Below are 14,652 nucleotides of genomic sequence, written 5' to 3'. Positions count from 1 at the left end.
CGGAGCCTCTGCAAGGGGTTACTAAAGGGGTTGTGAAAAGTCCGGGTGCAGTGGGGAAGGTGTCCCCGCCGCACGCTCTCACTGCGCGAGGACGTCCGCCACGAACGCGTTGGTGAACTTCCCCGCCGGGTCCAGCTCCCGTACCAGCGCCCCGAAGTCGGCGAGCCGGGGGTAGCGTCCGCGCAGCGCCGGGGCCGGGGTGGTGAACACCTTCCCCCAGTGCGGCCGGGGCGCGAACGGCTCCAGCACCTCCTCCAGCCGGCGGACCACTGGGAGAACGGCCGCCGTGTCCGCCACCCAGGTGAAGTGCACGGCGACGCTGTCCCGCCCGCCGGAGGGGCTGAGCCACTGCGCGTCCGCCGCGACCGTGCGCACCTCGCAGGTCTGCAGGACACCGGCGACCGTGTCCCGGATGCCGTCGACGGCGCGCAGTACGTCGCCGGCGTGCGCGCGCGGCAGCAGGTACTCGCTCTGCAGTTCCGCCCCGCTGCTCGGCGTGAACTCCGCCCGGAAGTGCGGCAGCCGCTCGTGCCACGGCCCGGGCACGCCGAACTGCCCGGTGCAGTTCTCCGCCGGCATCCCCGGTACCGGGTGCAGCGCCACCTTGGCGGGCACGGCCCACGGGAAGTCCGGCAGCGGCTCGTCGGTGCGCCGCTTGCGCCACACCTGCCGAAAGCCCGGGGCCCGCCAGTCGGTGAACAGGCTGACGCTGTACGCCGAGGCCGCCACGGTCTCGAAGTCCAGCCCGTCCAGCGGCAGTTCGGTGTACAGGTGCTGCTCGACCTCGAAGGCGGGCTCCAGGTCGAGGGTGAGCGCGGTGACGACGCCGAGCGCGCCGAGCGAGGTGACCGCGCCGCCGAAACGCGCGTCGCCCCGGCTGATCACGACGGTGGAGCCGTCCGCCGTGACGATCTCCACCTCCCGTACGGCGTCGGCGAGCGGCCCGTTGCCGACCCCCGAGCCGTGCGTGCCGGTCGCCACCGAACCGGCCACCGAGATGTGCGGCAGGGAGGCCATGGTGGCGAGGGCCAGGCCGTGGGCGTGCACCCGGCGGGCCAGCTCGGCGTAGCGCACCCCGCCGCCCACCCGCACGGTGCGCGCCGCCGTGTCGACGTCCGTCTCGGCGGGCAGCGCGTCGAGCGTCAGCAGGACGCCCTCGGCGCCGGGGTCCGCGATCGCGTTGAAGGAGTGCCCGCTGCCCAGCACCCGCACCCGGTCGCCGCCCGCCACGACCGCGCGCAGCGCGTCGAGCGAGCGCGGCCGGTGCAGCTCCTTGGCGGTGTACGTGATGTTGCCCGCCCAGTTCGTCACGCTCTCGGCCATCGAGGCGCCCCTCCTGATCAACTGATTCCGTTGTTTTCCCGCCTGAGGGCTGCTGTTTCCATCGCTCGTATCGCTTGCGGCATGCGTTTTCGGTAACTTTTCCCGCATGACGCCACAGTCGCTTCCCGCAGCCCTCCCGCAGACCGACCTCACCCGGCACCGCCGCCTGCGGGAGCAGGGCAGCCTGGCCCGGGCGGATCTCGACGCGATCCTAGACGCCGGGTTCGTCTGCCACCTGGGCGTCGTGATCGAGGGACGGCCCCTGGTCGTACCGACGGTCTACGGCCGCGACGAGCGGTGGCTGTACGTCCACGGCTCCGTCGCCAGCCGCAGCCTCGCCGGCTCCACGCCCGTGTGCGTCACCGTCACCCACGTGGACGGCCTGGTCCTCGCGCGGTCCGTCTTCGAGCACGGCGTCAACTACCGCAGCGCCGTGATCCACGGCGAGGCCCGCACGGTCACCGAACCAGAGGAGAAGCTGGAGGGCCTGCGCCGCCTCACCGAGCACGCGACGCCCGGCCAGTGGGCGTACGCGCGCCGCCCCAGCCGCAGGGAACTGGCCGCCACCACCCTGCTCGCCGTCTCCCTGGAAGAGGCCTCCGTCAAGATCCGCACCGGCGCGCCCGACGACGGCGACGGCCCCGACGCCGAGCTGGGCCTGTGGGCCGGCACCCTGCCGCTCACCCAGGTCTGGGGCGCGCCCGTCCCCGACCCCCTGCTGCCCCCGGACACCCCCGTGCCGGTCCACATCGCGCGCCGCGAGGGGACCCGGCACGGCTGATGTCAGAGGCAGGGCATACCGTGAGGAGTCGTACGCCTGAGCCGGGAGGCCTGAACCGTAAGGAGAGTCGGATGGGCAGCCGTACCGCGTTGGTCGAGGACCTGATGGAGCGGTTTCCGCAGGTGCCGCGGGAAGCCGTCTTCAAGGAGGACCTGCTGCGCGGCGGTGTCGCCTTCGACCCGTCGGCGCTGAGCGACAACGAGAGCGGCGAGGTGAAGCCGAAGTCCTACTTCATCTTCTCCTTCGACCACGGCACGCTGCCCGAGCTGGGCGAGGCCGCGCTGCGCCGGCCGCCGGAGGAGATCATCCTCACCGGCGGCCCCTACGACCTGCGCCGCACGGTCGTCTCCGTGCGGGTGAACCCCGCCTCGCCCTACCGGGTCGCCGCCGGCGAGGACGGCGTGCTCGGCCTCTACCTCGACGGGAAGCGGATCGCCGACGTCGGCGTGCCGCCGATGCCGGAGTACTACCGGCACACCCTGTCCAACGGGAAGTCCGTGATGGAGGTGGCCCCCACCATCCAGTGGGGCTACCTGATCTACCTCACCGTCTTCCGGGTCTGCCAGTACTTCGGCGCCAAGGAGGAGTGCCAGTACTGCGACATCAATCACAACTGGCGCCAGCACAAGGCCGCCGGGCGGCCCTACACCGGGGTGAAGGACGTCGAGGAGGTCCTCGAGGCCCTGGAGATCATCGACCGGTACGACACCCAGAAGGCGTCCACCGCCTACACGCTGACCGGCGGCGCGATCACCAAGACCGTCTCGGGACGGGACGAGGCCGACTTCTACGGCCACTACGCCAAGGCCATCGAGGAGCGCTTCCCCGGCCGCTGGATCGGCAAGGTCGTCGCCCAGGCGCTGCCCAAGGCGGACGTGCAGCGCTTCAAGGACTACGGCGTGCAGATCTACCACCCCAACTACGAGGTGTGGGACGAGTATCTGTTCAAGATGTACTGCCCCGGCAAGGAGCGGTACGTCGGCCGCGACGAGTGGCACAAGCGGATCCTCGACTCCGCCGAGGTGTTCGGCGCGCGCAACGTCATCCCCAACTTCGTGGCCGGCGTGGAGATGGCCGAGCCCTTCGGCTTCAAGACGGTCGACGAGGCCATCGCCTCCACCACCGAGGGCCTGCGCTTCTTCATGTCGCACGGCATCACGCCCCGCTTCACCACCTGGTGCCCCGAGCCCACCACACCGCTCGGCAAGGCCAACCCGCAGGGCGCGCCGCTGGAGTACCACATCCGGCTGCTGCAGGCCTACCGGCAGACCATGGAGGACTTCGGGCTCTCCTCGCCCCCCGGCTACGGCCCGCCCGGACCCGGTCAGGCCGTCTTCTCCGTCAGCTCCTTCATGGACAGCCTCCCGGCGCAGGACACGGCGACAGTGAGCTGACGCTCCCGCCCGGCGGCACCGGCACCCGGCCCGGGACGCCGGCGGCCGTCCTCACGCGCCGTACACCGTGGCCGAGTTCGGGCGAGGCGGCGGCGTGTGGCGGGCGGCCGGGCCCCGGGCGAAGGCGCGCAGCAGGTTCTCGGTGGTGCGCGTGACGAAGGCGCGGGTACGGGCGTCCATGCCGTGGTCGTGGCCGAGTTCGCCGGTTGCCGCCACCAGGCCCTCCACCCAGCGCATGGTGCCGGTGGCGAACACCCCGGCCCCGCTCGCCGCCGTGTAGTACGCCGAGTCGCTGTGGCTCGCCCGGCCGTGACACACCAGCGGCGAGTGCGCGGTGATCTCCAGCGGCCCCGGCGAAGGGGAACCCTCGGGCACCCGGTCGTACTCGACGCCGACGAGATGGGCGAAACGCTCACCGGGGCGCACCCCCGTGCCCTCGTACAGCCAGTGGTCGGCCGCCTCGACGACGTAGGGCGCGTCGACCGGGAAGCCCTCGTAGAGCACCCCGGTCAGGGACGACTCGGGGTCGGCCGCCGGCGGCAGCCGGAAGTCGGTGGTGACCAGGGCGGGACGGGAGCCGTAACAGGGGTCGGCGCGGAAGGAGCTCTTGTAGCAGACCACCGTGCGCGCGTCCGCCGCCGAGCCGGGCTCCAGCCGGATCCGGCGGAAACACGTGTTGGCGCCGAGGAACGCGACGTTCGTGCCCGCGTCCCGCGCGGCGGTGACATGGGCACGCTGCTCGGGCGTCCAGTACTCGTCGTGCCCCAGACACACCACGGCGTGCGCGCCCCGCAGCACCGACGGGTCCCGGTGCACGTCGATGCCGGTCGTGTACGCCAGCGGAACGCCGAGCCGCTCGGCCAGCACCACCAGCGCCCGCTCGTACACCAGGAACTTCTCGGCGCCGCCGCCGTCGTAAGGGCGGTCGAAACTCACCGCGAGGGAGCGGGACGCGTAATCCCCGAGCGGGCCGGCGTACAGACTGCTGCCGCCCCAGCGGTTGTACGCCTGCCAGGTGGCCGGGGCGTGCAGCAGGACCGTGCGGCCCGCGCCCTCGGCGGAACGGACGATCAGCGGGACATAGCGCCGGTATCCGCTCTCCGCCTCCAGCCGCAGCAGATACGCCCCCTCGGGCCAGCCGCCGGTGTGCACGGTGAGGGTGGCCGGCCAGTCGGCGTGCACGGTACGGGTCTTCGGCAGCAGCCGCGGCGCGGGCCGGGCGCGGCCGGGTATGCGGTCCGAGGCCCAGATCAGCCGGGCCTGCCGTCCGCCGTACCAGCCGACGCGGAACGCGCCGACCCGGAAGGACGGGGCGGTCGTCGACACGTGCAGGGCGAACTCCTCGCCGGGCGTCACGCTCACCCGGTCGGTGTAGCCGGCCACGGCGTCGGGCGGTCCCGTCGCGCCCAGCCGCCAGTCGGCGGTGCCCGGTGCGTCCCGCTCGGCCTCGGGCCGGTGCCGCCCGGCGTGGGTGACGGTGGGATGCGAGCCGTCCGGTGCGGCCGTGCACGCGGCGGCGCCGAGGCCCGCACCGGCGCACAGGCCGAGGAAGCGGCGGCGACCCGGCCCGCCGGATGCGTCCGTTCCGTGTGCCACGGCCACGTCACCTCCTGCAAGTACGCCCGCCTCAGCCTCGCCAGGAGCGGCGCCGCGCGCAACCGCAGTGCTCCCGCGCCCTGCTCGACGCCGTCCCGCGCGACCGCGTCCACGCCCCGTGAGTGCGGACGCGGTCGCGCGGGACGGCGTCGAGCTGAAAACCGGTGGCGTCCGCGCGCGGGCCGCTCTACAGTCAGGACTGCTTCACAGGCGGCGTTCGCCGCCGCTGCCGGCTGAGTGAGGAACGGGAGGTGTGACCGATGGCTGTCTCTGTGATGGGCGCTGCCCGCAACCAGAAGAACATCCACTCCACCTCCGTGGCCTCCGGCTGACCTCTCTCACGGCGCACACCCGCGCCGAGCCGGGGCCGCCCCTGTGAAGGGTCCCCCTTGCCTCTCTCTTCTTCTCCTTCTTCTTCGGTTTCGCCGCACCCGCTCGCCGTCTACGGCTGGGACGAGGGCTGGGAAGCCGAGTTCGCCCCCTATGCCGGCCAGGGCCTGCTGCCCGGCCGTGTGGTGCGCGTCGACCGCGGTCAGTGCGACGTCGTCACCGCCGGCGGCACGGTCCGCGCCGACACCGCGTTCGTCACCCCGCACGACCCGATGCGAGTCGTGTGCACCGGTGACTGGGCCGTCGTCGAACCCGGCGGCACGCCCCGCTACGTACGGACGTATCTGCCGCGCCGCACCGCCTTCGTGCGTTCCACCTCCTCCAAGCGGTCCGAGGGGCAGATCCTCGCCGCCAACGTCGATCACGCCGTCGTCGCCGTCTCCGCGGGCGCGGAGCTGGACCTCGGCCGCATCGAACGCTTCCTCGCCCTCGCCTGGGAGTCCGGGGCGCAGCCCGTGGTCGTGCTCACCAAGGCCGACCTCGTGCCCGACGCGGCGACGCTCGGGTATCTCGTCCAGGACATCGAGACCGCGGCGCCCGGCGTGCCCGTGCTGACCGTCAGCGCCGAGCAGGGCGAGGGGCTCGACGTGGTCGCCGCCGTCCTGGGCGGAGGCACCTCCGTGCTGCTCGGGCAGTCCGGCGCCGGCAAGTCCACCCTCGCCAACGCGCTGCTCGGCGCGGACGTGATGGACGTCCAGGCGATCCGCGACGTGGACGGCAAGGGCCGGCACACCACCACCACGCGCAACCTGCTCGCCCTGCCCGGCGGCGGCGTCCTCATCGACACCCCCGGCCTTCGGGGCGTCGGCCTGTGGGACGCCGGGACCGGGGTCGGCCAGGTCTTCGCCGAGATCGAGGAGCTGGCCGAGAAGTGCCGGTTCCACGACTGCGGCCACGAAAGCGAGCCGGGATGCGCGGTGCGGGCCGCCCTGGAGGCGGGCGAGCTGCCGGAACGGCGCCTGGAGAGCTACCGCAAGCTCCAGCGTGAGAACCAGTACATCGTCGCCAAGACCGACGCCCGGCTGCGCGCGGAGCTCCGCAAGGAGTGGAAGCGGCGAGGGGCGGTGGGGAGGGCGGCGATGGAGGCGAAGAGGGGGCGCTTCAGCTAGCCCCCGGGGGCTGGACCGTACGTCACCTCGGTGTCCGATTTCCGCCAGCCGCCTACCGCGCGGTGGCGGAGACTGGACCTCGTGATGGACGAGGACAGCAGGTACGAGGCCGTGCGGAGCCGGGACGCCCGGTTCGACGGGGAGTTCTTCTTCGCCGTCGAGACCACCGGGATCTACTGCCGCCCCAGCTGCCCGGCCGTGACGCCGAAACGCAGCAATGTGCGGTTCTACGCGACGGCCGCCGCCGCGCAGGGCTCGGGATTCCGGGCCTGCCGGCGGTGCCGTCCGGACGCCGTGCCCGGTTCGGCCGACCATGACGTCCGCGCCGACGTCGTCGGCCGCGCCATGCGGCTGATCGGCGACGGCGTGGTCGACCGCGAAGGCGTCGCCGGGCTCGCCGTACGCCTCGGCTACAGCGCCCGGCAGGTGCAGCGCCAGCTCACCGCCGAACTGGGCGCCGGGCCGGTCGCGCTGGCCCGGGCGCAGCGGGCGCACACCGCGCGCGTGCTGCTGCAGACCACCGAGCTGCCGATCACCGAGATCGCGTTCGCGTCCGGGTTCGCCAGCGTCCGGCAGTTCAACGACACGATCAAGGCCGTCTACGCCTCCACCCCGAGCGAGCTGCGGGCCGCCGCACCCGCCGCCCGGCGCGGCGACACGCCCGGCGCCGGCATCCCGCTGCGGCTCGCGTACCGGGGTCCCTACCAGGCGGCCCCGGTGTTCGACCTGCTGGCCCGCGAGGCCGTCCCCGGCGTGGAAGAGGTCAGCGGCCGGCCCGGCGCCCGCACCTACCGGCGCACCCTGCGACTGCCGTACGGCACCGGGATCGCCCGCGTCGAGGAGCGCACCGGCACCGAGACCCGGGCCTCGGCCGCCCACCCCGGCGGCTGGCTCGCCGCCCGGCTGCACCTCACCGACCCGCGCGACCTCACCACGGCCGTCCAGCGGCTGCGCCGGCTGTTCGACCTGGACGCCGACCCGTACGCCGTCGACGAGCGGCTCGGCGCCGACCCGCGGCTCGCCCCGCTGGTCGCCGCCCGCCCCGGGCTGCGCTCGCCCGGCGCCGCCGACCCGGAGGAGGTGGCGGTGCGCGCCCTGGCCGGCCCGGCCGAGACGCAGCGCCTCGTCGTCGCGTACGGCAAACGCCTCGACGCGCCCTGCGGCAGCCTCACCCGCCTCTTTCCCGACCCGGCCGCCCTCGCGCAGGCCGAGCCCGGCGGCCCCGTCGGCGCGCTCGCCGCCGCCCTCGCCGACGGCGCTGTGCGCCTCGACCCCGGCGCCGACCGGGACGACGCCGAGCAGGCACTGCGCACGCTGCCCGGCGTGGACGCCGCCACCGTCGCCGTGATCCGCGCCCGCGCCCTCGGCGACCCGGACGTCGCCCCGCCCGGCCGGCCCGTACCCGACACCTGGCGCCCCTGGCGCTCCTACGCCGTACAGCACCTGCTCGCCGCAGGGGAGTTGGAGAACCGATGACCACCCCGACGTACTTCACCCACCTCGACAGCGTGATCGGGCCGCTGCTGCTCACCGCCGACGCCGACGGCGCGCTGACCTCGCTGTCCGTGCCGGGGCAGAAGGGCGGCCGGACCGTCCAGGACGGCTGGCGGCACGACGACGGCCCCTTCCGCGCGGCGGCCGAGCAGCTCGCCGCGTACTTCGCCGGCGACCTGAAAGACTTCGACCTGCCCCTGCGGGCGCACGGCACCGCCTTCCGCGAGCAGGTCTGGCACGCCCTGGACTCCGTGCCCTACGGGGCGACCACGACGTACGGCGAGATCGCCGCGCGGATCGGCGTCTCCCGCGCCGCCGTGCGAGCCGTCGGCGGCGCGATCGGCGCCAACCCGCTGCTGGTCCTGCGCCCCTGCCACCGGGTGATCGGCGCGAACGGCTCGCTCACCGGGTACGCGGGCGGCCTCGAACGCAAGACGCGGCTGCTGACGCTGGAGGGCGTCCTCTAGGGGGTCTCCTCCAGGCCCCAGCTGTGGATCCGCAGCGGGCGGATGCGGATGACCTCCTCGCTGAAGTGCGGGCCCAGCTCGTGCGGGCCGACGAGGAGGTCGGCCTCACCGCGGATGTCGACACCGCGCACCCGCCACGGCCGGACGCTCACGATGTCGTCGACGACCAGGGCGACCTTGGGGTTCTTCTGCAGGTTGCGCCACTTCTTGGTGGTCCCCATGGCGAACCCGCCGATCAGGACGGTGCCGTCGTCCTGGAGGAAGAAGCCGACGGGGTTGGCCTGCGGCTGCCCGGTCCCGTCGACCGTGGCCATCCGCCCCACCCGCTGCGACCGCAGATACGCGCGCTCGACCGCACTGAATTCCGTCATGGCCCCACCCAACCACCCGCCCCCGCCACGGCACATCGGATCCTCGCCCTAGGCCCCCGGACTTACGGCGGGGCGGTCCCGGGCGGACGAGGGCCGGCAGTGGGGGCGGCCACGGTCGGGACTTCAAACCTGGGGCGGAGGTGGCCGGGGCCGGCTCCGGCTCGGGCCCCCCAGGGACCCGCTCGCGCCCCCGGCCGGTCAGCCCCGGAGGACCGTGCCCAGCCAGGCCGCCGTGATGAGCAGGCAGGTGAACAGTTCCGCGAGCACGCTCCAGCCGCCGGAGCGCATCGCCGTGCGCAGGGCCGCCCGGGCCTCGCCGTGCCGGCCCAGCCGCAGCCGCTCGGCGAGATAGATGCCGCCGAGGAAGCCGGGGACCGCGCCCAGCACGGGAAGCAGTACGAAACCGGCCAGCGTGCCGAGCCCGGCGTACACGGCCATGCGCGGGGTGGCGCCCGCGTCGCGCAGCCGGCGCGGCGGCAGCATCCCGCGCACCGCCTGGGACAGCAGCATGAGAGCGGTGGCGCCCACCAGGACGCCCCAGGCGACCGGCTGGGGGTCCGTCAGCGCCCACCACAGCACCGCGGCCCACACCAGCCATGAGCCGGGCACGCCGGGCACCAGCACTCCGCACAGGCCGAGCAGCAGGACCACGCCGACCAGCAGGAGTTCCCACACTCCCATCTGCCCAGAGTGCCGGAGCGAACGGGAACGCGCAGATGGGGAGGTGCAGCGCGGGGCACGCCGCGGGCCGCCGGAGGCACCCGTCCGCCCGCCCGGCCGGCTCCCGGCGGACCTACGCGCCCCGGGTCACCCAGCCCCGCTCGTACGCGTGCCAGCCGAGCTGGAGGCGGGTGGTGACGCCGGCCAGCTCCATCAGCCGTTTCACCCGGCGCTGCACGGTGCGCAGGCCCAGGTCGAGCTGTTTGGCGACGCTCGCGTCGGTGAGCCCGGCGAGCAGCAGCGACAGGATCTCCAGATCGGTGCCGTCGGGGCCGTCCGGTCCCTCCTCGGTCACCCCCTGCGGGCCGAGCCGCAGCGGCATCGCCCCCCGCCACACCGACTCGAACAGACTCGACAGCAGCTCCAGCAGCCCGCTCGCGTGCACCACCAGCGCGGCGGGCTCCGCGCGGCGGGAGGTGAGCGGCACCAGGGCGAGCGCGCGGTCGGCGACCACCAGCTTCGTCGGGACCTCGTCCACCACGCGGACCCGTTCCTCGCGCGAGAGCGCCGCGGTCAGCTCCGTCAAGCCGTGCGGCAGATCCAGCACGGAGCGCTCCACGACCACGCGGTAGCGCACGCCCCGCCCCGCCGCCTGCTCCTCGGCGTCGTTCTCCATGCCGGACACCACCATCGGCTTTCCGGTGACCAGCGCGCACACCTCCTCCGTCGCGCCGAGCTGCAACTGCAGGAAGCGCTGGGCGACGGCGGCCGCGCCGGTGACCACCTCGACCAGGTCGTGCACGGCGGGCTCGGCGGCGCTCGCCCGGTACTCCTCCGCCAGCAGGGCCGCGGTCAGCTCGGCCGTCTCCAGCTCGTGCCGGCGCTGCGTGAGCAGCGCGCCCAGCGCCACCCCGGGCGGGGCGGCCACCCAGCGGCCGGGCCGGCCGGAGGACTGCGCGGCCAGACCCTGCCGCTCCAGGCGGCGCAGAGCGCGCTCGGTGTCCGGTTCGGCCCGCGACAGCCGGCGGGACAGGTCCGGTATGTCGGCCGCGCCCAGCGACACCAGGGCGCGGTACGCCGACTCGTCCGTCTCGTCCAGCCCGATCGCCGCCAGCATCAGCGCGCGCCCTCCCCGTCCCGGAATCCACCAGCAAGGGGCATGCGCCCCAGGCCCTGTCCCGCCGTGGCGGAAAACAGCCACGGCGCAAACCCGCCGCCCGACATCATCGCCGCAGGACCGCTTCCTCTGCCAAGGTGTGGCCACGGCCGCTTCCTGTGATCATCCGGCGATCCGCCGCGCGACCGTTCCCCCGACGTGACCGGGGCCCGCGACGCGCACACGCGCGCGGGGGGTACGGGGCCCGGTCACCCTGTCGTCGCCGGGCGGTCCTCCCGTGGGGGGTGGGGCCGCCCGGCGGCCATCAACTGCACGGCGACGTCCCGGCGTTCGCCTCCATGTTCGACGGATCGCCCGACACGCCGTCCGTCGCACGTCCGGGTGCCCGATTTTCCCCATGCCCCGTTTTCATCCGGGCCGTCCGGTGGACAATCGGGAGCATGAGCCAGCAGGGGGGAAGGCCCACCGGCGGAGAAGACGACTGGTGGGGACAGCTGTACGACGACTCCACGACGGACACGGGCCCGACGGCGGCGCCCGACTCACTGGACGACCGTTTCGCGTCGGCGGCGGGCACGCTCGGCCGGCGGCCGGCCGCCCCACCCGACGGCGCACCCCGGGACACCGCCCGCGCCCCGGACACCTCCGGGCCGCCGCCGGCACCGCCCGCCGTACCGCCACTGCCGCCGGTGCCGCCCGCCGTACCGCCACCGCCGCTGGCGCCGCCCGCCGTACCGTCCCAGCGGGACCGTCCCCCGGCCGACGCCGCACCACCCACCGGCGGGTTCGGGAGCCCGCGCGCCCCCTGGGAACCGCCGCCCGCGACACCGCCCGGCTCCGAGGAGCCGGCACCGCGGTCGCCGGGACGACCCGGGGCGTACGACGCGGACAGCGGCCGCAGAACCGACGACTCCCCGGCGGAAGCCGCCGCCGGCGTTGCTCCCGCGGCCGACACTGCCATGGCCGTTGGGCGCGTGGCGGAGGCCGCTGCGGGCGGCGCCCCCGCGGCCGACGTGAGCGAGCGGCCCGCGTCCGTTCGGCCCGTCCCGCTTCCCGAGCCCCGCTCCCACGTCGGCTCGGGGCCGCCCACCTATGAGGCCGAGCCCACCGCGCTGCCCGCCGCCGACCCCGACGACCTGGACGATCTCGTGCCGGACACCGTGCTGGACGGGGCCCGGTACGGGGTGTGCACCGTGCGGGCCGTGTCGGTGCGCGGGGACTCCGCGCGCTTTCGCGGGGAGCCGCGCCGGGACGCGCTACTCACCGCCCGGTTCGGCAGCGGGGAGCACGCCCTGGTGCTCGTGGCCATGGCGTCCGGCGTCCGCGCCACGCCGGGCGCGCACCGGGCCGCGGCCGAGGTGTGCCGCTGGATCGGCCGGGCCGTGGGCCGCAGTCACGTCCGGCTCGTCGAGGATCTGCGGGCCGCCCGGCGCGGTGATCTGAAGTCGGGGCTCAACCGGCTCACCGACCGCAGCCTCGGCCGGCTGCGCGCCACCGCCGCCGAACAGGGCCTGGCGCCCGAGGAGTACTCCGCCACGCTGCGCTGTCTGCTGCTGCCCACCGACCCGGCCTGCCGTACCCGGGTGTTCTTCGGCGTCGGCGACGGCGGACTGTTCCGGTTGCGCGGCGGCGCGTGGCAGGACCTCGAGCCACAGGTGAGCGAGGTGCCCAGGGGTGAGCCCGTCGTCGGGTTCGGGTCGCCGCCGGCCGAGACGCCGCAGGGCGACCGGCTCACCATGGACCTCAACATCCCGACGCCCCCGAGCCCCTACGAACCGGCGCCCGAACCGCCCCGCCCACCGTTCCGGTTCCGCGCCTCGCTCGCCCGTCCGGGTGATGTGCTGCTGATGTGCACGGCCGGCCTGGCCGAGCCCTTCGCCGGTGAACCGGAACTCGCCGCCCACCTCGGCGGCCGGTGGTCCGCCGCCGAACCGCCGGGTCTCGCCGCCTTCCTCGCCGACGCCCAGGTGCGGGTCAAGGGGTACGCGGACGACCGTACGGCCGCAGCCGTTTGGGAGGCGTAACCGCGCCCGCTGTGCCTCCATGGGAAGGCGGGGCGGCGCGAGCGGCCCCGGACCGAGCCGAGGGCATCCGCCGGACAGCGAAGGGGCAGACGAGAAGCCATGGCCAAGCAGAGCGTCGCCGAACAGTTCGTCGACATCCTCGTCCGCGCCGGCGTCAAGCGTCTCTACGGCGTCGTCGGCGACAGCCTCAACCCGGTCGTGGACGCCGTGCGCCGCAACGCCGCCATCGACTGGATCCACGTCCGCCACGAGGAGACCGCCGCCTTCGCCGCGGGGGCGGAGGCCCAGATCACCGGCCGGCTCGCCGCCTGCGCGGGCTCCTGCGGGCCCGGCAACCTCCACCTCATCAACGGCCTCTACGACGCCCACCGCTCCATGGCCCCGGTCCTCGCCCTCGCCTCCCACATCCCCTCCAGCGAGATCGGTCTCGGCTACTTCCAGGAGACCCACCCCGACCAGCTGTTCCGCGAGTGCAGTCACTACAGCGAGCTGATCTCCAACCCCCAGCAGATGCCGCGGCTACTGCAGACCGCCATCCAGAACGCCGTCGGCCGCAGCGGCGTCAGCGTCGTCGCCCTGCCCGGCGACATCGCGGCCGAGCCGGCGCCCGAGCGGGTCGCGGAGAGCGCCCTGGTCACCGCCCGGCCCACGGTCCGACCCGGCGACGCCGAGATCGACCGGCTCGTCGACCTGATCGACGGCGCCGAACGCGTCACCCTGTTCTGCGGCAGCGGCACCGCCGGGGCGCACGCCGAGGTCATGGAATTCGCCGAGAAGATCAAATCCCCGGTGGGACACGCGCTGCGGGGCAAGGAGTTCATCCAGTACGACAATCCTTTCGATGTCGGGATGAGCGGGCTGCTCGGCTACGGCGCCGCCTACGAGGCCACGCACGAGTGCGACCTGCTGATCCTGCTCGGCACCGACTTCCCCTACAACGCGTTCCTGCCCGACGACGTGAAGATCGCGCAGGTGGACGTGCGGCCCGAACACCTCGGCCGGCGCTCCAAACTGGACCTCGCCGTGTGGGGAGACGTCCGCGAGACGCTGCGCTGCCTCACCCCGCGGGTGCGGACCAAGGACGACCGGCGCTTCCTCGACAAAATGCTCAAGAAACACGCCGACGCGCTCGAAGGCGTGGTGAAGGCCTACACGCGCAAGGTCGACAAGCACGTCCCGCTGCACCCGGAGTACGTGGCCGCCGTACTCGACGAACTCGCCGACGACGACGCCGTGTTCACCGTCGACACCGGGATGTGCAACGTCTGGGCCGCCCGCTACATCTCGCCCAACGGCCGCCGCCGTGTCATCGGTTCCTTCTCGCACGGTTCGATGGCCAACGCGCTGCCCATGGCGATCGGCGCGCAGTTCACCGACCGGGGCCGGCAGGTGGTGTCGATGTCGGGCGACGGCGGCTTCTCCATGCTGATGGGCGACTTCCTCACCCTCGTCCAGTACGACCTGCCGGTGAAGGTCGTACTGTTCAACAACTCGGCGCTGTCCATGGTGGAGCTGGAGATGCTGGTCGCGGGGCTCCCCTCCTACGGCACCGCCAACAAGAACCCCGACTTCGCCGCGGTCGCCCGCGCCTGCGGGGCGCACGGGGTCCGGGTGGAGAAGCCCAAGCAGCTCGCCGGTGCGCTCAAGGACGCCTTCCGGCACAAGGGCCCGGCGCTCGTCGACGTCGTCACCGATCCCAACGCGCTGTCCATCCCGCCGAAGATCAGCGCCGAGATGGTCACCGGCTTCGCCCTGTCCGCCTCGAAGATGGTGCTCGACGGCGGGGTCGGCCGCATGGTCCAGATGGCCCGCTCCAACCTGCGTAACGTGCCGCGCCCTTAGGGCGTCCCGCCGCCCGGTCCGTCTTCCGTAACGTCGCGATCCGGCCAAGTTCCCGCGCCGGGACGCGGGCGCGGTGTGTTCCCT

12 protein-coding genes are annotated in these 14,652 nt (G+C 74.0%); 7 read left to right on the top strand and 5 right to left on the bottom strand.

Features of this window, described 5'->3' with window-relative positions; all coding sequences use genetic code 11:
• Window positions 1-78 precede the first annotated feature (78 nt).
• A complete protein-coding gene (locus AC0B9F_RS09095) occupies window positions 79-1,323 on the bottom strand; it encodes an FAD-binding protein (protein WP_472000229.1) in 1,245 nt (414 codons plus the stop codon).
• Window positions 1,324-1,429: 106 nt separating this feature from the next.
• On the opposite strand from AC0B9F_RS09095, the gene AC0B9F_RS09090 reads away from it, so the two are divergent.
• Together AC0B9F_RS09090 and AC0B9F_RS09085 are read left to right on the top strand one after the other, a co-directional pair.
• Window positions 1,430-2,104: a pyridoxamine 5'-phosphate oxidase family protein gene (locus AC0B9F_RS09090; RefSeq protein ID WP_472000227.1), complete on the top strand. Its 675-nt coding sequence runs from the start codon at window positions 1,430-1,432 to the stop codon at window positions 2,102-2,104.
• Window positions 2,105-2,175: 71 nt separating this feature from the next.
• Window positions 2,176-3,498: a radical SAM protein gene (locus AC0B9F_RS09085; protein WP_472000224.1), complete on the top strand. Its 1,323-nt coding sequence runs from the start codon at window positions 2,176-2,178 to the stop codon at window positions 3,496-3,498.
• Window positions 3,499-3,549: 51 nt separating this feature from the next.
• Here AC0B9F_RS09085 and AC0B9F_RS09080 read toward each other — a convergent pair whose 3' ends face one another.
• Entirely contained in the window at window positions 3,550-5,094 is a 1,545-nt protein-coding gene (locus AC0B9F_RS09080; RefSeq protein WP_472000221.1) for a N,N-dimethylformamidase beta subunit family domain-containing protein, read from the bottom strand.
• Between the two features lie 389 nt (window positions 5,095-5,483).
• On the opposite strand from AC0B9F_RS09080, the gene rsgA reads away from it, so the two are divergent.
• The 3 genes from rsgA (at window position 5,484) to AC0B9F_RS09065 (ending at window position 8,554) form a co-directional block, all read left to right on the top strand.
• On the top strand, window positions 5,484-6,593 hold the full coding sequence (gene rsgA / locus AC0B9F_RS09075; protein ID WP_472000218.1) for a ribosome small subunit-dependent GTPase A: 1,110 nt from the start codon (window positions 5,484-5,486) through the stop codon (window positions 6,591-6,593).
• Window positions 6,594-6,677: 84 nt separating this feature from the next.
• Window positions 6,678-8,069, top strand: a complete 1,392-nt coding sequence (locus AC0B9F_RS09070; protein ID WP_472000896.1) for a DNA-3-methyladenine glycosylase 2 family protein — start codon at window positions 6,678-6,680, stop codon at window positions 8,067-8,069.
• Entirely contained in the window at window positions 8,066-8,554 is a 489-nt protein-coding gene (locus AC0B9F_RS09065; RefSeq protein ID WP_472000216.1) for a methylated-DNA--[protein]-cysteine S-methyltransferase, read from the top strand. The genes AC0B9F_RS09070 and AC0B9F_RS09065 overlap by 4 nt, the downstream gene beginning before the upstream one ends.
• On the opposite strand, the gene AC0B9F_RS09060 is transcribed toward AC0B9F_RS09065, so the two are convergent.
• The 3 genes from AC0B9F_RS09060 to AC0B9F_RS09050 form a co-directional block, all read right to left on the bottom strand.
• Window positions 8,551-8,925 (bottom strand): PPOX class F420-dependent oxidoreductase, encoded by a 375-nt coding sequence (locus AC0B9F_RS09060; protein WP_472000214.1) that lies wholly within the window; start codon window positions 8,923-8,925, stop codon window positions 8,551-8,553. The two genes, AC0B9F_RS09065 and AC0B9F_RS09060, sit on opposite strands and share 4 nt — an antisense overlap.
• A 198-nt stretch (window positions 8,926-9,123) precedes the next feature.
• On the bottom strand, window positions 9,124-9,606 hold the full coding sequence (locus AC0B9F_RS09055) for a DUF456 domain-containing protein (protein WP_472000211.1): 483 nt from the start codon (window positions 9,604-9,606) through the stop codon (window positions 9,124-9,126).
• 112 nt (window positions 9,607-9,718) lie between these two features.
• Window positions 9,719-10,702 (bottom strand): helix-turn-helix domain-containing protein, encoded by a 984-nt coding sequence (locus AC0B9F_RS09050; protein WP_472000208.1) that lies wholly within the window; start codon window positions 10,700-10,702, stop codon window positions 9,719-9,721.
• Between the two features lie 440 nt (window positions 10,703-11,142).
• On the opposite strand from AC0B9F_RS09050, the gene AC0B9F_RS09045 reads away from it, so the two are divergent.
• Together AC0B9F_RS09045 and AC0B9F_RS09040 are read left to right on the top strand one after the other, a co-directional pair.
• Window positions 11,143-12,726 carry a protein phosphatase 2C domain-containing protein gene (locus AC0B9F_RS09045; RefSeq protein WP_472000205.1) on the top strand — a complete coding sequence of 528 codons (1,584 nt, stop codon included), beginning with the start codon at window positions 11,143-11,145 and terminating at the stop codon, window positions 12,724-12,726.
• A gap of 99 nt (window positions 12,727-12,825) precedes the next feature.
• Window positions 12,826-14,568, top strand: a complete 1,743-nt coding sequence (locus tag AC0B9F_RS09040; RefSeq protein WP_472000202.1) for a pyruvate dehydrogenase — start codon at window positions 12,826-12,828, stop codon at window positions 14,566-14,568.
• Window positions 14,569-14,652 lie beyond the last annotated feature (84 nt).

The organism is Streptomyces sp. NPDC097129, assembly GCF_055668065.1.
Note: the sequence above shows the minus strand (reverse complement) of the source record. Positions and strands in the feature narration are given on the sequence as shown.